The sequence below is a fragment of the Nocardioides mangrovicus genome, assembly GCF_003674065.1.
GTDB classification, from domain to species: Bacteria; Actinomycetota; Actinomycetes; order Propionibacteriales; family Nocardioidaceae; genus Marmoricola; species Marmoricola mangrovicus.
Genome location: NZ_RDBE01000001.1, coordinates 544,972 through 570,431 on the forward strand (window position 1 = coordinate 544,972; position 25,460 = coordinate 570,431).

The 25,460-nt window shown below is 73.8% G+C and carries 19 protein-coding genes; 13 read left to right on the forward strand and 6 right to left on the reverse strand.

Going from position 1 to position 25,460, the window contains the following annotated elements; translation table 11 throughout:
• Nucleotides 1-45: 45 nt before the first annotated feature.
• From D9V37_RS02735 to bar, 4 genes are all read left to right on the forward strand, one after another.
• Complete coding sequence (locus tag D9V37_RS02735) at nt 46-723, forward strand: response regulator transcription factor (protein WP_121804561.1); 678 nt, start codon at nt 46-48, stop codon at nt 721-723.
• Nucleotides 724-733: 10 nt separating this feature from the next.
• On the forward strand, nt 734-2,086 hold the full coding sequence (locus D9V37_RS02740; protein ID WP_121804562.1) for a sensor histidine kinase: 1,353 nt from the start codon (nt 734-736) through the stop codon (nt 2,084-2,086).
• A 61-nt stretch (nt 2,087-2,147) separates the two neighbouring features.
• A complete protein-coding gene (locus tag D9V37_RS02745) occupies nt 2,148-3,086 on the forward strand; it encodes a carbamate kinase (protein ID WP_121804563.1) in 939 nt (312 codons plus the stop codon).
• Between the two features lie 47 nt (nt 3,087-3,133).
• Nucleotides 3,134-4,228 carry a barbiturase gene (bar, locus tag D9V37_RS02750; protein ID WP_121804564.1) on the forward strand — a complete coding sequence of 365 codons (1,095 nt, stop codon included), beginning with the start codon at nt 3,134-3,136 and terminating at the stop codon, nt 4,226-4,228.
• Here bar and D9V37_RS02755 read toward each other — a convergent pair.
• Complete coding sequence (locus D9V37_RS02755; RefSeq protein ID WP_121804565.1) at nt 4,225-5,163, reverse strand: helix-turn-helix transcriptional regulator; 939 nt, start codon at nt 5,161-5,163, stop codon at nt 4,225-4,227. The genes bar and D9V37_RS02755 overlap by 4 nt on opposite strands.
• A 41-nt stretch (nt 5,164-5,204) precedes the next feature.
• On the opposite strand from D9V37_RS02755, the gene D9V37_RS20605 reads away from it, so the two are divergent.
• The 5 genes from D9V37_RS20605 (at nt 5,205) to D9V37_RS02785 (ending at nt 11,074) form a co-directional block, all read left to right on the forward strand.
• Nucleotides 5,205-6,518, forward strand: a complete 1,314-nt coding sequence (locus tag D9V37_RS20605; protein ID WP_232524699.1) for a mycothiol transferase — start codon at nt 5,205-5,207, stop codon at nt 6,516-6,518.
• A 9-nt stretch (nt 6,519-6,527) separates the two neighbouring features.
• Entirely contained in the window at nt 6,528-7,733 is a 1,206-nt protein-coding gene (locus D9V37_RS02770; protein ID WP_121804566.1) for a threonine synthase, read from the forward strand.
• Complete coding sequence (locus tag D9V37_RS02775; protein ID WP_121804567.1) at nt 7,730-9,223, forward strand: AbgT family transporter; 1,494 nt, start codon at nt 7,730-7,732, stop codon at nt 9,221-9,223. The genes D9V37_RS02770 and D9V37_RS02775 overlap by 4 nt, the downstream gene beginning before the upstream one ends.
• A complete protein-coding gene (locus D9V37_RS02780) occupies nt 9,220-10,470 on the forward strand; it encodes an amidohydrolase (RefSeq protein WP_158604359.1) in 1,251 nt (416 codons plus the stop codon). The genes D9V37_RS02775 and D9V37_RS02780 overlap by 4 nt, the downstream gene beginning before the upstream one ends.
• A 184-nt stretch (nt 10,471-10,654) precedes the next feature.
• A complete protein-coding gene (locus D9V37_RS02785) occupies nt 10,655-11,074 on the forward strand; it encodes a hypothetical protein (RefSeq protein ID WP_121804569.1) in 420 nt (139 codons plus the stop codon).
• Here the strand turns inward: D9V37_RS02785 and D9V37_RS02790 are convergent.
• Together D9V37_RS02790 and D9V37_RS02795 are read right to left on the reverse strand one after the other, a co-directional pair.
• Nucleotides 11,040-11,603: a Uma2 family endonuclease gene (locus D9V37_RS02790; RefSeq protein WP_121804570.1), complete on the reverse strand. Its 564-nt coding sequence runs from the start codon at nt 11,601-11,603 to the stop codon at nt 11,040-11,042. The two genes, D9V37_RS02785 and D9V37_RS02790, sit on opposite strands and share 35 nt — an antisense overlap.
• Nucleotides 11,604-11,666: 63 nt before the next feature.
• The gene (locus D9V37_RS02795) at nt 11,667-12,830 is read right to left on the reverse strand and encodes a CaiB/BaiF CoA transferase family protein (protein WP_121804571.1); all 1,164 of its coding nucleotides are present in this window, start codon (nt 12,828-12,830) and stop codon (nt 11,667-11,669) included.
• Between the two features lie 88 nt (nt 12,831-12,918).
• Between D9V37_RS02795 and D9V37_RS02800 the strand changes: the two genes are divergently transcribed.
• Both D9V37_RS02800 and D9V37_RS02805 read left to right on the forward strand, forming a co-directional pair.
• Complete coding sequence (locus D9V37_RS02800) at nt 12,919-16,119, forward strand: ATP-dependent helicase (RefSeq protein ID WP_121804572.1); 3,201 nt, start codon at nt 12,919-12,921, stop codon at nt 16,117-16,119.
• Between the two features lie 8 nt (nt 16,120-16,127).
• Nucleotides 16,128-19,328, forward strand: a complete 3,201-nt coding sequence (locus D9V37_RS02805; RefSeq protein WP_232524700.1) for an ATP-dependent DNA helicase — start codon at nt 16,128-16,130, stop codon at nt 19,326-19,328.
• Here D9V37_RS02805 and deoD read toward each other — a convergent pair.
• Entirely contained in the window at nt 19,318-20,043 is a 726-nt protein-coding gene (deoD, locus tag D9V37_RS02810; RefSeq protein ID WP_121804573.1) for a purine-nucleoside phosphorylase, read from the reverse strand. The two genes, D9V37_RS02805 and deoD, sit on opposite strands and share 11 nt — an antisense overlap.
• The gene (locus D9V37_RS02815; protein ID WP_158604360.1) at nt 20,040-21,719 is read right to left on the reverse strand and encodes a phosphatidylglycerol lysyltransferase domain-containing protein; all 1,680 of its coding nucleotides are present in this window, start codon (nt 21,717-21,719) and stop codon (nt 20,040-20,042) included. Before D9V37_RS02815 ends, deoD begins: the two co-directional genes overlap by 4 nt.
• A gap of 71 nt (nt 21,720-21,790) precedes the next feature.
• Between D9V37_RS02815 and nudC the strand changes: the two genes are divergently transcribed.
• A complete protein-coding gene (gene nudC, locus D9V37_RS02820) occupies nt 21,791-22,717 on the forward strand; it encodes an NAD(+) diphosphatase (protein WP_121804941.1) in 927 nt (308 codons plus the stop codon).
• A 1-nt stretch (nt 22,718) separates the two neighbouring features.
• Here the strand turns inward: nudC and D9V37_RS02825 are convergent, their stop codons facing one another.
• Complete coding sequence (locus D9V37_RS02825; protein ID WP_121804575.1) at nt 22,719-22,988, reverse strand: mycoredoxin; 270 nt, start codon at nt 22,986-22,988, stop codon at nt 22,719-22,721.
• Nucleotides 22,989-23,056: 68 nt separating this feature from the next.
• Here D9V37_RS02825 and D9V37_RS02830 point away from each other — a divergent pair, with 68 nt between their 5' ends.
• On the forward strand, nt 23,057-25,126 hold the full coding sequence (locus D9V37_RS02830; protein ID WP_121804576.1) for an ATP-dependent DNA helicase UvrD2: 2,070 nt from the start codon (nt 23,057-23,059) through the stop codon (nt 25,124-25,126).
• Nucleotides 25,127-25,460 lie beyond the last annotated feature (334 nt).

Below are 25,460 nucleotides of genomic sequence, written 5' to 3' on the forward strand. Positions count from 1 at the left end.
TAAGTGGGACGGGTCTTCGCCCGTGCGCGCACTACCGTTCCTGCCATGGCGGAGACCGGACTGGTGCTCGTCGTCGAGGACGAGCCTGCGATCGCCGACCTCGAGCGGCGCTACCTGGCCCAGCAGGGCTACGGCGTGCACGTCGAGGCCGACGGCGAGGCCGCGCTGGCCGCGGTCGGCCGGCTGCGACCGGTGGCGGTGGTCCTCGACGTCGGGCTCCCGGGCGTGGACGGGGTCGAGGTGTGCCGCCGGCTGCGCGAGGCCGGCGACTGGACGCCGGTGCTGTTCGTGACCGCCCGCGACGACGAGATCGACCGCGTGCTGGGGCTGGAGATCGGCGCCGACGACTACCTGACCAAGCCGTTCTCGCCGCGCGAGCTGGTCGCCCGGGTCAAGGCCGTGCTGCGGCGCGGCCCGCGCGACGCCGACACGGTGGTGCTGGAGGCGGGGCCGGTGCGCCTCGACCCCGGGGCCCGCACGGCGAGCGTGGCGGGCGACCCGCTGGCGCTGACCGTCACCGAGTTCAACCTGCTCGAGGTGCTGTTGCGCGGCAAGGGCAAGGTGGTCGGCCGTTCGGAGCTGCTCGCCCGGGCCTGGGGCCAGGCCGACTACGGCACCAGCCGCACCGTCGACGTCCACGTCGCCCAGCTGCGGGCCAAGCTGGGCGAGGACAGCCCGATCGAGACCGTCCGCGGCGTCGGCTACCGGATCCCGGCCGGCTGAGCGGCCGCTGATGAGATCGGCGCTGACCACCCGGCTGATCCTGGCCATGCTCGCCGTGGCCACGGTGGCCTTCTTGTTCGCCGCGTTGCTGACCGCACCGCTGGTGCGCTCCTCGGCGGAGCAGTCCGCCCACACCACGCTGGGCCGCCAGGCCGACCTGATCGCCGACCTGCCCCGTGCGTCGCGGCTCACGCTGCGCGAGAACGCCCGCCTCGACGTCCGCGGCCTCAACCTGGGCACGGTCACCCCCGCCGGGAGGACCACCGGGGCGGCCCGCGCGCTGGACGAGTCGCAGGTCTCCCGGCTGCTCGCGGGCGGCTCGGTGTCCACCACCGGCCGGCTCGGCGACCGCCGGGTCATCGTGGAGGCCCGGCCGCTGCGCAACGGGGGCGCGGTGGTGCTGGCCACCGGCATCCGCGAGGTCTCCGCCGCGGTGGCCCAGCAGCGCGAGCGGCTGCTGCTGGCACTGGCGCTGGGGCTGGTCGTCGCCCTGGCCGTGGGCGCGGTGATCGCCAACGGCCTGGGCCGGCCGCTGGCCCGGCTGGCCGCGACGGCCCGGCGGATGGGCGCCGGCGAGCGCGGTGCCGTCACCCCGGAGATGGTCTCGGGCCGCGGCGGCACCCGCGAGGTCACCGACGTCGCCGACGCACTGCTCCAGCTCGACGTCGCCCTGCAGGGCAGCGAGGAGCGGCAGCGCCGCTTCCTGCTCTCGGTCTCCCACGAGCTGCGGACGCCGCTCACCGCCGTCCGCGGCTACGCCGAGTCGCTGGCCGACGGCGTCACCACCGGCGCCGACGTACCGGTGGTGGCGCAGACGATGGTCGCCGAGGCGCAGCGGCTGGAGCGCTACGTCGACGACTTGCTCGCGCTCGCGCGGCTCGACGCCGACGACTTCGGGCTGCGCGCGGGACCGGTCGACGTCGCCGAGCTGGCGCACGAGACCGCCGACGCCTGGGCCGAGCGCGCCGGCCGCGAGCAGGTGAGCGTCGAGGCCCGGGTGACCGGCGAACCGCCGGTGGTGACCAGCGACCGCGGCCGGCTGCGGCAGGTGCTCGATGCACTGGTCGACAACGCGGTGCGGGTCTGCCCGCCCGGAGCACAGGTGGTGGTGGCCGCGGCCGGTCACGAGGGCGGCGTCCGGCTGCAGGTGCGCGACTCCGGCCCCGGCCTCTCCGAGGAGGACGCCGTGGTGGCCTTCCGCCCAGGCGCGCTGCACGCCAAGTACGTCGACCGGGCCGGCGGCCACGGCCTGGGCCTGGCCATCGTCCACCGGCTGGTCACCCGGCTCGGCGGCACCATCCAGGTGGGCCGGGCCGCCGAGGGCGGCGCCGCCTTCGTGGTGGACCTCCCGCCACATCCGTGACGCAGGCGTTGGCAAGGGTTGCCACTGACCCGCGGCGGCCACGTCCGTACGTTGTCGGATCATGAGGGTTCTGCTCGCGCTCGGCGGCAACGCCATGACGGGACCCGACGGCAGTGCGCGGCCCGAGGACCAGATCGCGGCCGCCCGGCTGGCGATGGCGTCGGTGGCCGACCTGCTGGCCCACGGCGTCGACGTCGTGCTCACCCACGGCAACGGACCGCAGGTGGGCAACCTGCTGGTCAAGAACGAGCTCGCCGCGAGCGTGGTGCCGCCCGTGCCGCTGGACTGGTGCGGCGCGCAGACCCAGGCCACGCTGGGCTTCGTCCTCGTGGACGCCCTCGACGCGGCGCTGGCCGAGCGCGGCATCGACCGCCGTACCGCCGCGCTGGTCACCCGCACGCTCGTGGCCGCCGACGACCCCCACTTCGCCGATCCCACCAAGCCGATCGGTCGCTACCTCTCGCGTGCCGACGCCGCGGTGCTGGTCGGGCACGGCGAGACCTGGGAGGACCGCGGCGAGAAGGGCTGGCGGCGCGTGGTCGCCTCTCCCGAGCCGGTCGACATCGTCGACGCCCCGGCCGTCATGGCGCTGATCGACGCCGGGTTCGTCGTCGTCGCCAACGGCGGCGGCGGCATCCCGGTGGTCCGCGACGGCGCCGGTCTCACCGGCGTCGAGGCGGTCATCGACAAGGACCTCGGCGCCTCGCTGCTCGCCCGGCTGGTGGGCGCCGACCTGCTGGTCATCGCCACCGACGTGCCCCACGCCGTCCTGCACTTCGGCACCCCGGACGCCGAGGACATCGGCGAGGTGAGCGTCGCCACGATGCGCTCCTACGCCGCCACCGGCGCGTTCGGCTCGGGCTCCATGGGCCCGAAGGTCGACGCCGCCTGCCGGTTCGTGGAGCAGACGGGCCACCGTGCCGTCATCACCGACCTGTCCAGCATAGAGAAGGCCGTGACCGGGTCCGCCGGCACGGTCGTGACACCGGACGGTGGTTGAGGAGGTGCGCTAGCACCGCCTCGAAACCCCGTCAGAGAGAGGAACCCATGCCCAGCGCCATCGAGGTCCGCAAGGTCCCGATCCACTCCGTCTCCGACGCCAGCGAGCTGACCAAGCTCATCGACGACGGCGTCCTCGCTGCCGACCGCGTCGTCGCCATCATCGGCAAGACCGAGGGCAACGGCGGCGTCAACGACTACACGCGCATCATCGCCGACCGCGCCTTCCGCGAGGCGCTGGTGGCCAAGGGCGCCGACGCCGACCGGGTCAAGGAGATCCCGATCGTGTGGTCGGGCGGCACCGACGGCGTCATCAGCCCGCACGCCACGATCTTCGCCACCACGGACGCCGACGCCTCCGACGAGCCGCGCCTGACCGTCGGCTTCGCGATGAGCGAGGTGCTGCTGCCCGAGGACATCGGGCGCGCCGGCATGATCACCAAGGTCGCCGACGCGGTGAAGGTGGCGATGGAGCGGGCCGGCATCACCGATGTCGCCGACGTGCACTACGTGCAGACCAAGACCCCGCTGCTCACCCTGAGCACCATCGAGGACGCCAAGTCGCGCGGGAAGGACGTCTTCACCGAGGACACCCTGTACTCGATGGACGTCTCCAACGGCGGCACGGCGCTCGGCATCGCCGTCGCGCTCGGCGAGATCGACATGCCAGGAGACGAGCAGGTGCTCAAGGACCGCTCGCTGTACTCCTCGGTGGCCTCGTGCTCCTCCGGCGTCGAGCTCGACCGCGCGCAGGTGGTCGTCGTCGGCAACGCCACCGGGGTGGGCGGCCGCTACCGGATCGGGCACGCGGTCATGACCGACGCCCTGGACCAGGACGGGCTGTGGGACGCGATTCGCTCCGCCGGCCTCGAGCTGCCCGAACGGCCGCACACCAGCGACCTCGAGGGCCGCGTGGTCAACCTGTTCCTCAAGTGCGAGGCCAGCGCCGACGGCAAGGTCCGCGGCCGCCGCAACGCGATGCTCGACGACTCCGACGTGCACTGGCACCGCCAGATCAAGGCCGCCGTGGGCGGTGTGACCGCCGCGGTCACCGGCGACCCGGCCGTCTTCGTCTCCGTGTCCGCCGCCCACCAGGGCCCCGACGGCGGCGGCCCGGTGGCCGCGATCGTCGACCTGGGTTAGACCGCCGCCGTCATCCGGGCGGCGATCTCGCGCACGAACCCCTGCAGGTGCTCGCAGCCCTCGACGGTGAAGGGCACCGGCAGCCGGGCGAGGTTGGCGGCGTACTCGTCGGGGTTCTCGGTGCTGCCGACCAGCCGGCAGCGCTGCTCCTCGAGCGGCTCGACGCGGCCGGCGGCGCGTTGCACCCAGCGGCGGACGTCATCGGCCGGGGCCTCGATGCGCACCAGGCACTCGTGGGTCCACCCGGTGCCGAGGTGCTCGTCGAGCTCGCGGACCGCGTCGAGCCCGGCGGGCGGGGTGAAGGTGTCGTCCAGGACGCTCAGCCCGCGCACGCGGTCGACCCGGTAGGTCCGGCGCTCGCCGTGCGGGAACGTCTGGCAGTACAGGTACCAGCGCCCGGCCCGCACCACCACCGCCCACGGCTCCACCTCGCGCTCGAAGCTGCTGCCGGCCGCCGAGGCGTACTCGATCCGCACCCGGCGCCGGTCGGCGCAGGCGCGTACCAGGCGGGCGGTGGTCGCGGGATCGGGGCGGGCGGCGTAGCGGTCCGGCGTGGGGGTCGCGGTGCGGCGCACCGTCTCGGCCTGCTCGGCGACGGCCTGCGGCAGCGCTCGCATGATGCGGCCCAGCGCCGCGCCCACCGGATCGGCCGGGTCGGCGGCGGAGTCGCGGCTCTCCAGCACCGACATCACCAGCGCGAGCGCTTCCTCGGCGCTGAACTGCAGCGGCGGCAGCCGCAGCCCGCGGCCCAGCCGGTAGCCGCCGTAGGGGCCGCGGACCGACTCCACCGGGATGCCCGCCTCGCGCAGGATCGCCACGTAGCGCCGCGCGGCCCGCTCGGTGACGTCGAGGCGCTCGGCCAGGGCGTCGGCGGTGATGCCGGGGCGGGCCTGCAGCAGCTCCAGCGTGAGGAGGGCTCGAGCGGTCGGTGACATGCGGAAGCCTTTCGTCCGGAACCGATCCTAGGGTCGCGGCCATGACGTCGACGCCCTCCTGGGAACCACCGCTCGCCGGCACGGACCACGAGCACCTGACCGGTGCGCTGGACCGGCAGCGTGCCACCTTCCGCTTCAAGGCCGACGGTCGCGGCCGGGCCGGGCTCTCGCTCACCGTCGGCGCCTCGACGATGACCCTCGGCGGCCTGCTCGCCCACCTGACCGTGGTGGAGGACCACTACGCCGACCTGCTGGCCGGCCGGGTGCCGGCCGCGTGGGACGAGCGGGAGTGGGCGGCCGCGCGCGCGGCGGAGCCGCAGGCGCTCTACGACCGCTACGACGCGGCGGTGGCCCGCGCGCAGCAGGTCTACGCGGGCGCCGACCCCGACGCGCTCGTCCGCCGCGGCTCGGTCGACATGAGCGTGCGGCGGATCCTGTTCGACCTGCTGGAGGAGTACGGGCGCCACACCGGCCACGCCGACCTGCTCAGCGAGGCCGTCGACGGCCGGGTGGGGGAGGACCCGCCCCGGGACTGGTCGCCGGTCGGTGCGGTCGAGGACGGCGACGCGCACGGGGGTGCGGTGCAGGTCTTCGAGAACCGCCGCATGTTCGGAGCGCGCTTCCACGGCGTCGACCTGACCGGCGCGGACTTCTACCACGTGGACCTCTCCGGGGCCCGCTTCCGCAACATCGACCTCAGCGGGGCGAGCATCGTCAGCGCCGACCTGCTCGACGTCACGGTCACCGGCGACCTGCGCGACGTCGTCGTCAACGAGGTCGACGTCGTGCCGCTGATCGAGGCCGAGCTGAACCGCCGCGACCCCGACCGCGCGGCCGCCCACCCCACCGACGCCGACGGGTTCCGGGCCGGCTGGGAGCTGCTGGCACGACGCTGGGAGGAGACGGTGGCGCGCGCCCGGGCCCTCGACCCGACGCAGCTGCAGGAGTCGGTGGATGGCGAGTGGTCCTTCATCGAGACGCAGCGGCACCTGGTCTACGCCTCGCAGGCGTGGGTAGGTCGCGGCATCCTCGGGGAGGCCGCGCCGTGGCATCCGCTGTCGCTGCCGTGGGACCAGGCACCCGACATGCCGGGCGTGCCGCGCGACCGCGAGGTGCAGCCGTCGCTGGAGGAGGTGCTCGCCGTGCGCGAGCATACCCGGGCGACCGTCTCCGGGGTCATCGAGAGACTCACCGACGAGCAGCTCGACGTCGAGCACACCGCACCCGACGACGGCGTCTGGCCTTACGGCACGCACACCGTGCGCGACTGTCTGGCCACCGTGCTCGACGAGGAGTACGAGCACCGCCGGTTCGCGGAGCGAGACCTCGCGCGGCTGGAGACGCCGACCACCTAGGGTCGACGGATGGCCTTCTCGGAGCTGGCCCATCTGGAGTGCTCGCGTACCGGAGCGACCTACGACGCCGACGTGGTGCAGGGGCTCTCCGACGTCGGGGCGCCGCTGCTGGCGCGATACGACCTCGACGCCGTCACCGTGACGCCCGCGGAGATCGCGACGCGGCCCCCGGACCTGTGGCGCTACCACGAGGTGCTGCCGGTCCGCGATCCCGCGCACGTGGTGACGCTGGGCGAGGGCATGACGCCACTGCTGAGGCTGCCGCGGCACGGTGAGCGCCTCGGCGTGCCGAACCTCGTGATGAAGGACGAGGGACTCGTGCCCACGGGCGCGTTCAAGGCCCGCGGCGCGGCGGTCGGCGTCTCCCGGGCGCGGGAGCTCGGGGTCGCCGGGGTCGCCATGCCCACCAACGGCAACGCCGGTGCCGCCTGGGCGGCGTACGCGGCACGGGCCGGGATGCGTGCGCTGATCGCGATGCCCGTGGACGCCCCGCAGATCACGCGCCGCGAGTGCGTGGTGACGGGTGCCGAGCTGCACCTGGTCGACGGCCTCATCGGCGATGCCGGCCGGCTGGTGGCCGAGGCGATCACGCGGCGCGAGGGCTACCAGGACACCGCCACGCTCAAGGAGCCCTACCGCATCGAGGGCAAGAAGACGATGGGCTACGAGATCGCCGAGCAGCTGGGCTGGCGCTTCCCCGACGTGCTGCTCTACCCGACCGGGGGCGGCGTGGGGATCATCGCCATCCACAAGGCGATGCTCGAGCTGCAGCAGCTGGGCTGGGTCCAGGGCGACCTGCCGCGGCTGGTGGCGGTGCAAGCCACCGGCTGCGCTCCCATCGTCGAGGCGTACGAGGCCGGCGCCGAGGAGAGCACCGCCCCCGACGACCCGCACACGGTGGCCTTCGGCATCACCGTGCCCAAGGCGCTCGGCGACTTCCTGGTGCTGCGCGCGGTGCGCGAGACCGACGGCACCGCCGTCGCCGTCACCGACGAGGACCTGCTGGCCGCCCAGCGCTCGCTGGCCGGCGACGAGGGCACCTGGGTCTGCCCGGAGGGCGCGGCGTGCTTCGCCGCCGTCGGGCAGCTGCGCGAGGCCGGCTGGCTGCGGGGCGAGGAGGAGGTCGTCGTCCTCAACACCGGCACCGGACTGATCTACCCCGACACCGTGCTGGTCGACCTGCCGGTGGTGCCGAAGGACGGCGCGCTGCCATGACCGCGTTCCGGGCCATCGAGCGCGTCGGCAAGCTCGTGCCGCACCCGTTCTGGCTGTTCTGGTACCTGCTCGTCGTCCTCGGCATCGCCAGTGCGGTGCTCGCCGCCCAGGACGCCAGCGCGAAGCTGCCCGGCGCCGACAAGTCCACGCCGGTGCGCAACATCCTCTCCGTCGAGGGGCTGCAGCACCTGCTGACCACCTTCGTGCCCAACTTCATCGGCTTCCCGCCGCTCGGCGTCGTCCTCACCGTCCTCCTCGGCGTCGGCGTGGCCGATCGGTCGGGGTTCCTGCGCGCGGCCGTCGCCGCCAGCCTGGCGAGGGTGCCGGCCCGGCTGATGCCGGTGGCGGTCTGCTACGTCGCCGGCCAGGGCCACGTGATGGGCGACGCCTCGTTCCTGGTGCTGCCGCCGCTGGCCGGGCTGGCCTTCCGGGCCGTGGGCCGGCACCCGGTGGCGGGCATGCTCGGCGCCTTCGCCGGACTCTCGGCGGGCTACGGCTCCGGACTCATCATCGGCTCGCTCGACGCGAACCTCTCCGCGCTCACCACGGCCGCCGTGCCGAAGGGCGTCGACGCCAGCACCTCGGTGCTCATGAACTACTGGTTCCAGATCGCGGCCGGCCTGGTGCTGCCGCTCGTCGTCGCCTTCGTGCTGGTGCGCTGGGTCGAGCCCGGGCTGCGGCCCTTCGACCCCGACGCCAGCGACGCCGAGGCCGAGGAGCTGGCCTCGGTCACCCCGCGGCAGCGCCGCGCGCTGGTGCGCGCCGGCCTCGCCCTGGCGGTCTTCCTCGTCGTGGTGTTCGCCCTCTGGCTGGTGCCGGGCGGACCGCTGCAGGGCCCCGACGGAGCGCTGGTTGACTCCCCGTTCTTCGACGGGATCGTGCCGCTGGTGACGTTCTCGTTCCTCGTCGTCGGCATCACCTACGGCATCAGCGCCGGCACCATCCGCCGGGCCGACGATGTGCCGCGGTTGATGGCCGAGTCGGTGCAGGACATGAAGCTGTTCGTGGTGGTCGCGCTGGCCGCGGGCCAGTTCATCGCGATGTTCGACTGGAGCGGCGTGGGCGACTGGCTCGCCGTCGAGGGCTCCTCGGTGCTCGAGAGCGCCCACGTGACCGGGCTGTGGGCACTGCTGCTGGCCTTCGTCATCACCTCGGTACTGGCGATGGTGATCTTCTCCGGCTCCTCGTTGTGGGCGGTGCTCTCGCCGGTGTTCGTGCCGGTGTTCGTCGGCCTGGGCATCCACCCCGCGACGATCCAGGCCACCTACCGGATCGGCGACTCCGTCACCAACCCGATCTCCCCCCTCAACCCCTACCTGTACACGCTGGAGGAGCAGACCCGCAGGTACGACCCCGAGATCGAGATCGGCCAGATCTTCGCGCGGATGGCGCTCTTCGTGCTGCCCGTGGCGGTGTTCTGGGTGATCATCCTGGTCGTGTTCTACGTGCTCGGCATCCCGTTCGGTCCCGGCACCTCGGTGCAGCTGTGAGCACCGCTCTCGACTGGCGTCGCGACGTCCACGCCCACCCGGAGGTCGGCTTCACCGAGTTCCGCACCGCCAGCCGCGTGGCCGGTCACCTCGCCGACCTCGGCTGGACGGTGGTCGTCGGGCCGGAGGCGATGGCTCACGACCGCCGACTCGGAGTCCCGTCCGAGGCCGAGCTCGACGCCGCCTTCGAGCGGGCCTCCTCCGACGGCGGCGATCCCCGCTTCTTGCCGGCCATGCGGGGCGGGCACACGGCGGTCGTCGCCTCGATCGGCGAGGGCCACCCGCACCTGGCCATCCGGGCCGACATCGACGCGCTGCCGCTCGCCGAGAACGATTCTCGTTCCCACCGACCGGCCGCCGAGGGCTTCGCCTCGATGTACGCCGGCCGGATGCACGCCTGCGGCCACGACGCCCACGTGGGCATGGCCGTCGAGCTGGCGGAGCGGCTGGCCGCCGAGCCGCCGCCCGGCCGGGTGACGATCGTCTTCCAGCCCGCGGAGGAGGGCGGCCGGGGCGGCCGGGCGGTGGCGGCGTCGGGGCTGGTGGACGATGTCGACCTGCTCCTCGCCCTGCACGTCGGCCTCTCGCTGCCCACCGGCACGCTGCTGGCCAGCAACGACGGCCTGCTGGCCAACGCCAAGCTCCGCGCCACCTTCCACGGCCGCGCCTCGCACGCCGCGCTGCACCCGGAGGAGGGCCGCAACGCCCTGCTGGGCGCGGCGTCGGCCACGCTGGCCCTGCAGGGCATGACGCGGGTGGCCGGTCACGAGACCCGCGTCGCGGTGGGCCGCATCGCCGGTGGCACGTCGAGCAACATCGTGCCCGACCGGGCCGAGATGCTGCTGGAGGTGCGCGCCGACGACGGTGAGGTGTGCGACGACCTCGAGCGCCGTGCCCGCGAGATGCTCGCGGGCGCGGCGGCCATGCACGGCCTCGAGGTCGAGGTGGAGCTGGTCGGCCAGGTGACCACCGCCGTCGCCGACCCGGCCGCGGTGGCGGCGGTGCGTGAGGCCGCGTCCGCCGCTGGTCTCGCGCTCGTCGAGCCGGTGGCCGAGAGCGGCGTGGCCAGCGACGACGCCACCGCCCTGATGCGTCGGGTGCAGGAGCACGGCGGCCTGGCAACCTACGCCGCCCTGGGCGCCGACCTGGCCGGCGGCCACCACACGCCCACCTTCGACGTCGACGAGGCGGCGCTGCCGCTCGGCGTCGACCTGCTCGAGCGCCTCGCCCGCTCCTGTGGTCGGTAGCGGTCGCCGACCTTCGGCCGATGTGAGGAGGCGTCGAGGTTCCCTAGCGTCGCACGCGTGCGCAGACTCGGCCCGGTCCTCCTGGTGCTCTGGCCGTGCTGATCCGGGAGGTGGCCGTGCGCCGCGGGCGCGGCTGGGGCTGCGTCCTGCTGCTCGCGGTGGCGTTCGGGCTGGGCAGGCCGGGTTGGTCGACCAGAGCCTGTTCAACCCCGCCTACCGGGGCATCGGCTACTGGGATGCGATGCGCAAGCCCACCTACGTGGGCTGGCTGGGCACGAGTGCGTTCATGCTGCTCACCTTCGTCGGCGGGCACGTGCTGGGCAGCATCGCGGCATCGCTCGCGCTGGCTGAGTCGTGGTGGCCCGAGTGCGCGGGACGGCCCTGGCTGCGCCGCCGGGGCCTGGTCGGCGCCGGCCGGGTACCGCCGGCCTGGTGGCTGCTCGTGCTCAGCAAGGTCCTGCTCGGGGTCCGCAACGTCGTCGGCACCGGCTGGGTCTCGGTGGCGATGGTCGTCGTCTCGCTGGTGGCGTGGCTGGTGGCCTGGCGCGGCTGGCGGGTCAGCGGCCGGGTCAGTGGTGGGGGGCGACCAGCGCTGCCGGCGTGATCGTGACCGAGAACGGTCGGGTGAGGTGGCAGCTCTTCGCGCCGACTGCGTGGCCCGCCTCGACGTAGCTGCCGCCGTGCAGATCCCATGCGGTGATGCTCGGCTCGTCGGGGTCCACGATCCAGTAGGACGCGCAGCCGGCGTGCTCGAGGCGTGCCCTCTTGACGTGCAGGTCGATGCTGCGGGTTCTCGGTGAGAGCACCTCGACGGCGAGCACGGGGACTCGCTCGACGCCTCGGTCGCCGACATCGGTCGAGCGCGCCACGACGAGATCGGGCTCGATGACGGTGTCCTCGCCCAGATATACGTCCAGCGGAGCAAAGAACAGCTCCAGGCCGACGGGCGTGAGTGGATGGAGGAGGAGCGTGAGCTCTCGGACCACGCGCTGGTGGAGCGGACGAGGCGACGGGCTCACGACCAGGACTCCGTCGAGGATCTCGTAGCGGCGCCCGTCATCGGGCATGCCCTCGAGATCGGCGGCCGTGAACGGACCGCCGCGGGTCTCGGGGAGCGACGTCACGCCCACCATGGTGCCTCCTCCCGGTCACCCCGCCAACGATTGATCACGAGCCCGCCGCCGGCAACCGGTGCCTCACTCCGCTGTGGACAACCACTCCCGCACCGACTCGTCGTGCTGGCCGAGCATCGGCGGGGCCAGGTGCTCCTCGCGGCCGCCGGAGTAGGGGTTGTCGTCGAACCGCAGCGCCGAGCCCGGCAGCTGCACGGTGCCCAGGGTGGGGTGCTCGACGTCGATGAGCAGGTGCTGGGAGAGCGTCTGCTCCCAGGTGTAGACGTCGTCGAGGGTGCGCACCTTGCCCGACGGCACGCCCGCCTCGGCCAGTCGGGCGAGCCAGTGCTCGGCGTCGTGGCCGGCGAAGAGCGTCTCGAGCACCGCGACCAGCTCGTCGCGATGGGCCACCCGGTCGGGGTTGGTCGCGAAGCGGACGTCGGCGGCGTCGATCCCCAGCTCCTCGCACAGCGAGAGCCACAGCCCTTGGGAGCCGCAGGCTATCTGGATCGGTGCGCTGCCGGTGGCGAACAGCCCGTACGGCGCGATCGAGGGGTGGTGGTCGCCGGCCAGTCCCGGCACCTCGCCGGCCACCGTCCACCGCGTGCCCTGGAAGGCGTGCACGCCCACCATCCCCGCCAGCAGCGAGGTGCGAACGACCCGGCCGACGCCGGTGCGGTGCCGCTCGTGCAGCGCCGCGACGACGCCGTACGCGCCGTTCATGCCCGCGAGCAGGTCGGCGATCGGCACGCCCACCTTGGTGGGCTGCTCGGTGCCGGTGAGCGACATCAGCCCGCCCTCGCCCTGCGCGATCTGGTCGTAGCCCGACCGCCTCGCCTCCGGGCCGTCATGCCCGAAGCCGGTGATCTGCAGCACCACGAGCCGTGCGTTGAGCTCGTGCAGCCGCTGCACCGAGAATCCGAGCCGGTCGAGCACGCCGACGCGGAAGTTCTCGCACAAGACGTCGGCCCGGCGCACCAGCGCCTCGAGCACCTGCCTGCCGTCCTCGGACTTCAGGTCGAGGGTGACCGACTCCTTGTTGCGGTTGGCGGAGAGGAAGTACGTCGACTGCCGCTCGTCCTCCGGCCCGACGAACGGCGGCCCCCACGAGCGGGTGTCGTCGCCGCCGGGGCTCTCCACCTTGATGACGCGGGCCCCGAGGTCGCCCAGCATCATCGCCGCCTGCGGCCCGGCCAGGGCGCGGGTGAGGTCGACGACCAGGACATCGGACAGGGGGCCTTCGCTCATGCGGCCACGCTAGAGGCGACCCCGGACACCCTGAACGGCAGAGGTTGACCACAGGCCTGTCGGCGGCTCGTGCTTGGCTGACCCGACGATGACGACGTACCGCCTCCGGCTGCCCGAGCAGCAGACCCCCGAGCGCCCTGAGCTCGACGCCGACCAGCAGCGCGTGGTCGAGCACCCCGGCGGCCCGCTAGTGGTGCTGGCCGGCCCCGGCACCGGCAAGACCACCACGCTGGTCGAGGCGATCGTCGACCGCGTCGAGCGCCGCGGCGTCGATCCGGCCGGTGTGCTCGCGCTGACCTTCAGCCGCAAGGCCGCCGAGCAGCTGCGCGACCGCGTCACCGCGCGCCTCGGCCGCACGCTCGCCACCAACCCGGCCTCGACCTTCCACTCCTTCGCCTACGCCCTGGTGCGGCGCTACTCCCCGGCCGACCTCTACGCCGCTCCGCTGCGGCTGCTCTCGGCCCCCGAGCAGGACGTGCTCATCTCCGAGCTGCTCACCGGCGAGGGTGCGCTGGTCTGGCCCGACACCCTGGCGGCGGCCGTGCGCACCCGCGGGTTCGCCGCCGAGGTGCAGGCGGTGCTCTCGCGTGCCCGTGAGCGCGGCCTCGACCCCGTCGACCTGGTGGAGCTGGGGGAGCGGTCCGAGGAGCCGGCCTACGTCGTGGCCGGGCGCTTCCTGCAGCGTTACCTGGTGGTGCTCGACGACTCCAGCGCGGTCGACTACGCCGACCTGGTGCGCCGTGCGGTGCAGGTCGCCGAGCAGCACCGCGAGGAGATCCGGGCGCGGTACTCCTGCGTGTTCGTCGACGAGTACCAGGACACCGACCCCAGCCAGGTGGCACTGCTGCAGGCGTTGGCCGGCGACGGCCGCGACCTGGTGGTGGTGGGCGATCCCGACCAGTCGATCTACGGCTTCCGGGGGGCCGACGTCGACGGCATCCTGCGCTTTCCCAGCGCGTTTCCCACGGCCGGCGGCGCCCCGGCGCCGGTCGTCGCGCTGCGCACCACCCGCCGGTTCGGCAGCCGGCTGCTCGTCGCCTCGCAGCGGGTGGCCTCGGGCATCGGCACCCGCGGCGACATCGGGCGCGAGGCGTGGGCCGCCTTCCGCTCACCGGTCGCCGACGCCGAGAGCCCGGGCGCGGTCGAGGCGCTCACCTTCGACACCGCGCGCGCCGAGGTGGAGCACCTGGCCGACCTGCTGCGCCGGGCGCACCTGGAGGACGGCGTGCCCTGGTCGCAGATGGCGGTCCTGGTGCGCTCGGGCCGCTCGAGCCTGCCGGCGCTGCGCCGCTCGCTGACGGCGGGCGGGGTGCCGGTCGAGGTCGCCGCCGATGACACGCCGGTGGTCAGGGAGCCGGCCGTGATGCCGCTGCTGGCCGCGCTGTCCATGGTGGTCGACGCCGAGGTGAGCGATCCCGACGACCCGCGCTTCGTCGGTGCCGACCGGGTCGAGGAGCTGCTGGTCTCACCGCTGGGACGGCTCGACGCCACCGACGTCCGCGGTCTGGCCCGCGCGCTGCGGGGACGCGAGGTGGCCACGTCCGAGGGCGGCGTGCCGAGGTCCTCGCGCGAGCTGCTGCGTCGCTGCCTGCTCGAGCCCGAGCTGCTCACCGGGCTCTCGGGCCACGGCGTCGCCGGCGCGAGACGGTTGGCCGCGCTGCTGGCCCGCGCGGGCGACTCGCTACGGCGCGGCGAGACGGTGGAGGAGGTCTTGTGGTCGCTGTGGGACGGCACCGACTGGGGTGAGCGGCTGCGCACCGCTGCCCAAGGTGCCGGCGCGGCGGCGCGCTACGCCCACCGCGACCTCGACGCGCTGTGCGCGCTGTTCGAGACCGCGGCCCGGGCCGAGGAGCAGCGCGGCCACACCAGCGTGCAGGCGTTCCTCGAGACGCTGACCGCTCAGGAGATCCCGTCCGACACGCTGGCCGAGCGCGGGGTCCGCGGCGACGCCGTCCGGCTGCTCACCGCGCACCGCGCCAAGGGCCTGGAGTGGCGGCTGGTCGTGGTCGCCCACGTCCAGGACGGCGCCTGGCCCGACCTGCGCCGGCGCGGCTCGCTGCTCAACCCCGACCGGCTCGGCGCCGACGGTCTGCTGCCTCCGGTGGCGACCTCGCGGCTTCTCGCCGAGGAGCGCCGGCTGTTCTACGTCGCCTGTACCCGCGCCCGCGAGCGGCTGGTGGTCACCGCGGTCAGGTCTCCGGACGACGACGGCGAGCAGCCCTCGCGCTTCCTCGGCGAGCTGGGCCGTGACGTGACGCACCGCGTGGGGCGCCCCGTGCGGCCGCTGTCGATGCCCGGCCTGGTCGCCGAGCTCCGGCGCACGCTGGCCGACCCCGCCCAGCCGGAGGCACTGCGCCAGGCGGCGGCCACGCGGCTCGCCCGGCTGGCCCGGATCGAGGTCGGCGGGCGAGCCGTCGCGCCGCAGGCCGACCCGCAGTCGTGGTGGGGGATGCGCGAGCCCACGGCGTCGGTGCACCCGCTGCGCGATCCCGACCAGCCGGTCACCGTCTCGGCCAGCCTGCTGCAGTCGCTGCTGGACTGCCCGGCCAAGTGGTTCCTCGAGCGCGAGGCCGGTGGCGCGCGGGTGAGCACCGCGAGTCAGGGGTTCGGCACCGTCGTGCACGCGCTGGCCGACCGGCTCGCCACCGGCGACCTGGCGCCCGGCGAGGACCTGATGGCGCTGGTGGACGAGGTGTGGCCGCAGATGGAGTTCCGCACGCCGTGGTCGCGCGAGCGCGAGCGGGAGGCGGTCGAGGCGGCCCTGCTGCGGTTCGAGCTGTGGCAGGCCACCTCTGGCCGTCGGCTGCTCGGCACCGAGGTGCTGCTCGACACCGAGGTCGCGCTGGCGGGCGGCGAGACGGTCCGGCTACGCGGCTACGCCGACCGGCTCGAGCTCGACGCCGAGGGACGCGTGGTGGTCGTCGACCTCAAGACCGGCAAGTACCACCCCACCGACAAGAGCGTGAAGGAGGGGAACCCGCAGTTGAGCCTCTACCAGCTCGCCGTCGACCACGGCGCCGCCGACGAGCTCGTCGACGAGCCGACGTCTGCCGCCGGCGCCGAGCTGGTGCACCTGCGCGTCGGCGTGGGCGACGGCGCCCTGCCCAAGGTGCAGCGGGCCCCCGCCGACGACGACGGCCCCGAACAGCGCGTCCGCGAGCAGCTGGCCGAGGTGGTGCGCGTGGTGCGCGGGGAGCAGCTGGTGGCCCGCCCCGAGCCCACCCGCTGCGACCGGTGCGACTTCACGCCTATCTGCCCCGCCCACGTCTCGGGGTCGGTGCTCTCGTGACTCCGACCATGACGCCGACCATGACGCCGACCATGACCCCCGAGGAGCTGCGCGCCCTGATGCGCGCCGACTTCACCTTCTCCGACCAGCAGTTCGCGGCCATCACCGCGCCGCTCGCGCCGGGTGTGGTCGTCGCCGGCGCCGGCTCGGGCAAGACGACGGTCATGGCCGCTCGGGTGGTGTGGCTGGTCGCCACCGGCCAGGTCCGCCCCGAGCAGGTGCTCGGCCTCACCTTCACCACCAAGGCCACCGCGCAGCTCGCGGCCGGCATCCGCGGCGCGCTGCGCGACTCCGGGCTGATGCCGCCGCGCGAGCAGGGCCAGGACGAGGTCGTGGAGCCGGCGGTGGCCACCTACCACTCCTACGCCCAGTCGTTGCTGGTCGAGCACGGCCTGCGCATCGGCTACGAGCCCGACTCGCGACTGCTGGCCGACGCCTCGCGCTACCAGCTGGCCACCCGTGCGATGCATCGCTACCGCGCGCCCGTGCGTCACCTCACCGAGTCGCCCGACCACGTGGTGCGCTACCTGCTGGCCCTCGACGCCGAGATGACCGAGCACCTCGTCGATCCCGACGACGTGCGCCGGGTCGACGCCCACCATCGGCCGCTGCTGGTCGCCGAGCTCGAGCGGGAGTCGCGCAAGACCTACCGAGAGCTCAACGAGAAGGCGATCCGGGCCATCGACGCCCGCGGTGAGCTGCTCGGGCTGGTCGAGGCCTACCGGCGGCTCAAGGCCGACCTCGGGCTGGTCGACTTCTCCGACCAGATCGCGCTCTCGGCCCGGCTGGCGCGCGACCACGCCGACGTCGGTCGCCTGGAGCGCGAGAAGTACGCGGTGGTGCTGCTCGACGAGTACCAGGACACCTCGGTGGCGCAGGCGGTGATGCTGAGCCGGCTGTTCTCCGGCGACGACCCCGGTCACGGGCGGGGGCACCCGGTCACCGCCGTCGGAGACCCCCACCAGGCCATCTACGGCTGGCGCGGGGCCTCGGTCTCGAACATCCTCCAGTTCGACCGCTCGTTCGGTTCCGTCGAGGGGCGCACGCCGGTCTACCCGCTCAACGTCAACCGCCGCTCCGACGTGCGGGTGCTGGCCACCGCCAACCACCTCGCCGCCCCGCTCTACGCCGCGAGCGACGACGTGCGTCCGCTGCAGCCCAAGCCCGGCGCGGAGCCCGGCGAGATCCGCGCGGCGGTGCACGAGACGTGGGACGCCGAGCTCGCCGCGCTGGGCGACCAGGTGCTCGCCGCGCACGGGACCGGCACCGCCTGGCGCGAGATCGGCGTCCTGACCCGCGACAACGCGCACGCGGCTGCCGTCTTCGACGCGCTCTCGGCGCGCGAGGTACCGGTCGAGATCGTCGGTCTGAAGGGCCTGCTGCGGCTGCCCGAGGTGGCCGAGATCGTCGCGACCCTCTCGCTCGTGCAGGACGTCACGGACAACGCGGCCCTGCTCACCCTGCTCAACGGCCCCCGCTGGGCGATCGGGCTGCGCGACCTCGCCCTCCTCGGCCGGCGGGCGCGCGAGCTGGCCGGGCCGGCCGTGCGCGACCGCGCGTTCTCCGACGTCCACGCCGAGCTGGCCGCCGCCGTCGAGGGCTCCGACCCCGCCGAGCTGGCCGCCCTGGGCGACGCGCTGGACGACCCCGGCGAGGGGCCGTACTCACCGCAGGCGCTCGAGCGGTTCGCAGCGCTCGCCGCGGAGCTGCGCCGGCTGAGGGCCGCCGTGGGCGAGCCGATCCTCGACCTGGTGCGCCGCATCGTCGACGTCTGCGGCATCGACGTCGAGCTCGCCGCCTCGGTGAGCCCGGCGGCCACCGCCCGCCGGGAGAACCTGGACCTGTTCGTGCAGGCGGTCGCGGAGTTCCAGGCCGTCGACGGCCCGGTCACCTTGACGGCGCTGCTGGCCTGGCTGGAGGCCGAGGACGAGTTCGGCCAGGGACTGGACGTCGCCACCCCGAGCGAGGCCGACTCGGTCAAGCTGCTCACCGTCCACCGCGCCAAGGGCCTGGAGTGGGACGCGGTGTTCCTGGTCGGCGTCACCGAGACCAAGTTCCCGACCAACCGCGGCCGCTCGCGATGGACCACGGTCGCCTCGGTGATGCCGGTCGAGCTGCGCGGCGACGCCGAGGACCTGCCACAGCTGGGCGGCCACAGCCCGGCCGACCTCAAGGCCTACGCCGAGGCCGCCAAGGAGCACGACGGGGTCGAGGAGCTGCGGCTGGGCTACGTCGCCTGGACCCGGGCGCGGCACCTGCTCTCGGTCTCGTGCTGGCAGTGGAAGCCCAGCGGCAGGACGGGTCTTGGCCCCTCGCCCTACCTGGTCCGCACCCGCGAGGCCATGGCGCAGTGGGGTGCGACGCCGACGTCGTGGGCCGAGAAGCCGGAGAAGAGCACCCCGAGCCCCTACGCCGTCGACGGCGAGGAGCGGCCGTTCCCGCTCTCGCACCACACCGCCGAGGTCGAGCGGCGGCGCGAGGCCGCCCGGTGGGTGCAGCACGCAGAGGAGCAGGAGGAGGAGGCGTTCGAGGACGTGCTGGTGCTCGAGCAGGTCTCGGCCTGGGACGCCACCATCGACCGGCTGCTGGCCGAGGCCGAGCAGGCAGCCGTCGACGCCGTCGAGGTGCCGCTGCCCGGCAGCCTCTCGGCCACCGCGCTCTCGCGGCTGCGCGCCGACCCCGAGGCGTTCGCCGCCGACCTCGCTCGGCCGATGCCGCGGCAGCCCTCGCCCGCGGCGCGCTTCGGCACCCGGTTCCACGCCTGGGTCGAGGCGCGCTTCGACCAGCAGGGCATGTTCGACCCCGAGGAGCTCCCCGGACAGGGCGACGCCGGCATCGACGGCGAGGACGACCTGGCCGAGCTGGTGGCGCGCTTTGAGTCCGGCGCGTTCGCCGACCGCACCCCGTACGCCGTCGAGGCGCCGTTCGCGCTGGTGCTGCGTCATGGGGGAGGGCCAGGCCAGGTGGTGCGGGGTCGCATCGACGCCGTCTACACCGACGGCGACGGGTTCTTGCTGGTCGACTGGAAGACCAACCGGCAAGCCGACGCCGACCCGCTGCAGCTCGCCGTCTACCGGCAGGCCTGGGCCGAGCTGCACGGTGTCGAGCCGGAGCGGGTGCGGGCCGCCTTCTACTACGTCCGCGACGACCGGCTGGTCGAGCCCGACCTGGTCGATCGCGCGGCGCTGGAGGAGCTGCTCAGCCCTTGAACGCGGCCGCCCCGAACGCGGCGGTCAGTGCGATCTCGACCATGTCGGCGAAGGTCTGCTCGCGCTCCTGGGCACTGGTCTCCTCGCCGGTGACGATGTGGTCGGAGACGGTGCAGACCGCGAGCGCCCGCACGCCGTGCCCGGCGGCCAGCGTGTAGAGCGCACTGGCCTCCATCTCCACCGCGAGCACGCCGTGCTCGGCCATCGGCTTCATCAGCTCCGGGCGCGGGGTGTAGAAGCTGTCGCTGGAGAAGATCAGCCCGACGTGGCTGGTCAGCCCCTCGCGCGAGCGGGCGGCGGCCACCGCGGCCGCGAGCAGGTCGTAGTCGGCCACGGGCGCGTAGTCGTGGCCGCCGAACCGGATCCGGTTCATCGAGGAGTCGGTGCACGCCCCGGCGGCGATGACGACGTCGCGGACCGCCACCTGCTCGCTCAGCGCGCCGCACGAGCCGACCCGGATGGCGGTGGTGACGCCGTACTCGCGGAAGAGCTCGGTGGCGTAGATCGCCAGCGACGGCTGGCCCATGCCGGTGCCCTGCACCGAGACCGGGTGGCCCTGCCAGGTGCCGGTGAACCCGAGCATGCCGCGCACCTCGGAGTAGCAGGTGGCGTCGTCGAGGAAGGTCTCGGCGATCCAACGGGCGCGCAGCGGGTCGCCGGGCAGCAGCACGGTGGGCGCGACGGCGCCGGGCTCGGCGGCGATGTGGGTGCTCATGACGGTCCGATCTTCTGGATCCACGTCGGCGCCACGATGAACGCCTCGGCCCGCAAGGCTGCCACGCCGACCCGAGCAAGGTCGCCGGAGGTGCGGAAGCACAGGTACCGCGGCACCCACTCGGGGTGGTACTTGGCGTTGGCCCGGTAGAGCGACTCGATCTGCCAGAACCGCGAGGCCCACAGCAGCACGGCGTGGGTGAGCCGTTGCACCGGGCCGGCGCCGAGCCGCTCGCCGCGGGCGAACACGCTGCGGAACACCGCGAAGTTGAGCGAGATCCGCCGCACGCCGAGCTCGGGGCAGCGGGCGAGCAGCGCGACGACCATGTGCTCGATCAGGCCGTTCTCGCTGTCCCGCTCGCGGCGCATCAGGTCCAGCGAGAGCCCGTCGTCGCCCCACGGGGCGAAGTTGAGCAGGCCCTGCGGTCGTCCTGCTGCGTCGCGGGCGACGACGACGACGGAGCGGTCGTCGCCGGGGTCGCCGAACCGGTCGAGCGCCATCGAGAAGCCGCGCTCGACCGGGCCGTCGCGCCAGGCGTCGGCCAGCCGGCGCAGCTCGGCCCAGGTGGCCTCGTCGAGGTCGGTGGCGCGGTGGCACTCGACGGCCAGGTCGGCCCGGGTGCAGCGCGAGACGGCCTGCCGCACGACCCGCATGCTGCGGCCCTCCAAGGAGAACTCCTCGACGTCGAGGATCGCCTCGTCGCCGAGCTCGAGGGCATCCAGGCCGGCACGGTGGTAGGCGGTGGCGGCCTGGTCGCTGGCACCGAGCACGGCCGGCACCCAGCCGTAGGACTGCGCCTCCTCCAGCCACGCCTCGATGGCGCCGGGCCAGGCCTCGGGGTCGCCCAGCGGGTCGCCGGCGGCCAGCGAGACGGTGCCCATCACGCGGTAGGACACCGCCGCCTTCCCGCTCTTGGAGAACAGCACGGACCGGTCGCCGCGGGTGGCGAAGTACGACAGCGAGTCGACCTTGCCCCAGCGGGCCAGGATCTCGCGCACGGCGCGCTGCTGCTCGGCGTCGAGCGGGTGCGGGCCGTCGGCGGGCTGCAGCGCGACGACCGCGAGCGGGATCAAGATGCTGGCGCCGAGCACGACCAGCGCCACGGAGGCGCGGTCGTCGCTGGCGTCGCTGACGAACTGCACGGGGCCGCGGATGCCGGCCAGGCCGAGGAAGGCGTGCTGGAGCCGCTGCCAGGTGGTGGTGCCCGGCTCCTCGCCGCGGGCGTCGACGGCCAGCCACGCCCAGCCCAGCGCCGTGGCGATGATCGGGCCGAGCACGACGACGCTGAGGACCTTGCGCGGCGAGCGCGGGTCGGGCCGGGCGGTGAAGTGGCGTCGTCCGGCGATCAACAGCACCAGCAGCAGCAGCGAGATCGTCGCCTCCTCGACGTCGAGGCCCTTGACCAGGTGCAGCGCCACGGTGGCCGCGGTGAGCACCACCGCGAGCACCCAGGCCCGGTGCTTGCCGCGCCGCAGGGCGCGCGAGAGCACCATCAGCAAGATGCCCAGCGCCAGCGTGCCGGTGTCGGCGGCCGCCGGGAACACCGCGGGCAGCACGTCGAGCACCAGGTCCAGCCGGCCCCGGATCGCGGGCAGCAGGGCCGAGAGGAAGCTGATGAGGCCGACGACCCCGACGATGCGGGCCAGCCACGCCGGGCTGGTCAGCGCCTTCCACACGAGGCCACACCTTGGCACACCGGTGCTGAGCCCGTGCTGAGCCCCGGCTGACGTCGTGCTAATCCTGTGCTGTGGAGTACGACGTTCCGCCCATCGCGCTCTCACTGCGCGCGCACGACCGCGTCGCCGAGCACCGGGTCGACGACGAGTGGCTGGCGCAGGCCTGGGCCGACCCCGACACGCGGGTGCTGGTCGTGGCCGGCTCCCGGTTCGTCGTCGACGGCGACACGGTGCCCTGGGTGCCCACCGACCAGGCGCCCGAGGGGATCCGGGTGCTCCTCGGTCAACGAGATACCGCACAGCGCGACGGCGCGGTGCGCTTCGCGGTCGTGGCCGACCGGGTGCTGGCCGACACCGATCCGCCGGCGGGTCGCTGGACCGCGCTGCGCGGCGCCCTGCCCATCGTCCACAACACCGACGCCGAGCTGCTGGTGCACGCCCTCGGCATCGCCGAGTGGCTCGAGGCCACCCGCTTCTGCCCGCGCTGCGGCGGGGGGCTGGAGCCCACCCACGCCGGGCACGAGCTGCACTGCACGGGCGTGTGCGGCCGCAGCCAGTTCCCGCGCACCGACCCCGCGGTCATCATGGCCGTCATCGACGGCGAGGCTCCCCACGACCGGATCCTGATGGGTCGCAATCCCTCCTGGCCGCCCGGGCGCTACTCGACGCTGGCCGGGTTCGTGGAGCCGGGGGAGTCGATGGAGCAGGCGGTGCGGCGCGAGGTCTTGGAGGAGACGGGGGTCCGCGTCGGGGAGGTGACCTACATCGGCAGCCAGCCGTGGCCGCTGCCGGCCAGCCTCATGGTGGGCTTCCTCGCCCGCGCCGAGTCCACGGAGGTCGTCGTGGACGGTGAGGAGATCGAGGACGCGCGCTGGTTCACCCGCGAGCAGGTGGCGGAGGGCTCACGCACCCGCGAGCTGCTGCTGCCCGGCGGCATCTCGATCAGCCACGCGCTGCTGGAGACGTGGTTCGGCGGTCCGCTGCCCGGCGGCTGGTGAGCTAGAGCTCGCCGAGCTTGGCCTGGACCTGCTTCAGCGACGGGTTCGTCTGCGCGGTGCCGTCGGAGTAGACCAGCGTCGGCACCGTCTGGTTGCCGTTGTTGGCGGCCATGACGATCTCGGCCGCGCCCGGCACCCGCTCGATGTCGACGACCTCGTAGGTCTCGCCCTCGCGGATGCCCTCCCGCTCGAGCTGGCCGGAGAGCCGGTGGCAGTAGCCGCACCACGAGGTGCGGTACATCGTGAACGAGGGGCCTGTGGAGGCAGCCATGGAAGTGTCCGTCCGCGCGTCTAGATTGGTCGAGCACCTCAACAACCTGTCGCGGAGGACCATTCCGGATGCCCACGTCTGACGACCTGCTCGCGGCCCTCGACCCCGAGCAGCGCGCTGTCGCGCAGGCACTGCGGGGTCCGGTGCGGGTCCTGGCGGGTGCCGGCACCGGCAAGACCCGGGCGATCACCCACCGCATCGCCTACGGGGTGGCCACCGGCGTCTACGACCCCCAGCACGTCCTCGCGGTCACGTTCACCACCCGGGCGGCCGGGGAGATGCGCGGCCGGCTGCGCTCGCTGGGCGCGGGCGGGGTCCAGGCGCGGACCTTCCACTCCGCCGCGCTGCGCCAGGTGCGCTACTTCTGGCCCCGGGTCTACGGCGGCGAGCCGCCGGAGCTGATGGACACCAAGATCCCGATCGTCGCGGCCGCCGCCCGCCGCCACCAGGTCGAGACCGACCAGGCCCGCCGGCGCGACGTCGCCTCGGAGATCGAGTGGGCCAAGGTCAGCAACGTCCGCCCCGAGGACTACGCCCGCGTCGCCCCCACCCGCGGCCGCGAGGTCGCCGGGCTCGACCACGCCACGGTCGCCCGGCTCTTCGAGGGCTACGAGCAGCTCAAGCGCGACCAAGGCCGCATGGACATGGAGGACGTCCTGCTCTGCGGCGCCGCGATCCTGGCCGACGACGAGCGCGTCGCCGCCGAGATCCGGCGCCAGTACCGATTCTTCGTGGTCGATGAGTTCCAAGACGTCTCGCCCATCCAGTCCGCGCTCCTCGACCTGTGGGTGGGGGGCCGCGACGAGATCTGCGTGGTCGGCGACCCCGCCCAGACCATCTACTCCTTCGCCGGGGCCCGCGCGTCGTACCTGACCGACTTCCCTCGCCGCTTCGAAAGCTGCACCTCGGTCGAGCTGGTCCGCAACTACCGCTCCACCCCCCAGGTGCTCGACGTGGCGAACCGGCTGCTGGCCGGCACCGCCACCGCGAGCGTCCGGCTGCAGTCGCAGCGCGACGCAGGTCCCGATGTCGCGTGGGCCGAGCACCCCGACGAGGTCGCCGAGGCCGACGCCGTCGCCCGCGAGATCACCCGGCTCCGGCGCGCGGGAGTGCCGCTGCGCGAGACGGCGGTGCTGTTCCGGATCAACGCCCAGTCCGAGGCCTTCGAGGAGGCGCTGACCAGCGCCGGCATCCCCTACGTAGTGCGCGGAGCGCTGCGCTTCTTCGAGCGGCAGGAGGTGCGCCAGGCCACCGCGCTGATGCGGGGCGCCGTGCGCACCGACGACGTTGCCGGCGACTCGCTGCCCGAGCAGGTGCGCGCCGTGCTCTCGACCACCGGCTGGACCGACCAGGCACCCACGGCCCGGGGTCAGGCCCGTGACCGCTGGGAGTCGCTGCAGGCGCTGGTCACCCGGGCCGAGGAGCTGGCCCAGGAGAACCCCGCGGCCGACCTGGCCGGCTACGTCGCCGAGCTGGAGCGCCGTGCCCACGAGCAGCACGCCCCGGTCGCCGAGGGCGTCACGCTGGCCACGCTCCACACCGCCAAGGGCCTGGAGTGGGACGCGGTGTTCCTGTGCGGGCTGCAGGAGGGGTCGGTGCCGATCACCTACGCGAGCACCCCGGCCGAGGTCGAAGAGGAGCGGCGGCTGCTCTACGTCGGCGTCACCCGGGCCCGTGAGCACCTCACGCTGACGTGGTCGCTGGCGCGCAACCCCGGCGGGCAGGCCCGCCGCAAGCCCTCGCGGTTCCTCACCGACCTGCTGCCGGCGGGGGTCTCGGCCGCGAGCGTCCCGGGCCAGCGCGGGGCTCAGCGCGGGGAGAAGAAGCGCGGCCGGCGCCCGGCCACCTGCCGGATCTGCAACCTCGCCCTCACCACCGCGCGCCAGCGCAACCGCGGCTACTGCGAGGACTGCCCGGTGCCCTACGACGAGGAGCTGTTCGCCTCGCTGCGGGCCTGGCGCAAGGAGCGGGCCGAGGCCGACGAGGTGCCGGCGTTCGTGGTGTTCTCCGACGCCACCCTCGAGGCGCTGGCCGAGGTGCGGCCGGACTCGCGGGAGAAGCTCTTGCGCATCAACGGGGTGGGTCCTGCGAAGGTCGAGCGCTACGCCGACGACGTGCTGGAAATTCTGTCGTCATAAATCGTTTGGCGCGTCACCGTCACGGCGGTTACCTTGTTCTCACCCACCACGCGCACCACGGTCCTGGCACGACCGGCGCCCGATCAGCACGACAAGGAGGTGCAGGACCGATGAGCAACATCACCATCTGGATGGCCCCGTCCCACAGCACCTCTGACGTGCTCATGGGCGGTTACGCCTGCGCCGGTGCCGGCACGTTTGCCGGCCGCGAGCGTACGGCCGCCATCAAGCAGCACCCGGGGACCCAGGCCTGGAGTCCAGCGACGTAGGGGAGTCACTCCTCTCGATCGGCACTCACAGGCCGCGGAACCCGACAGGGATCCGCGGCCTTCGT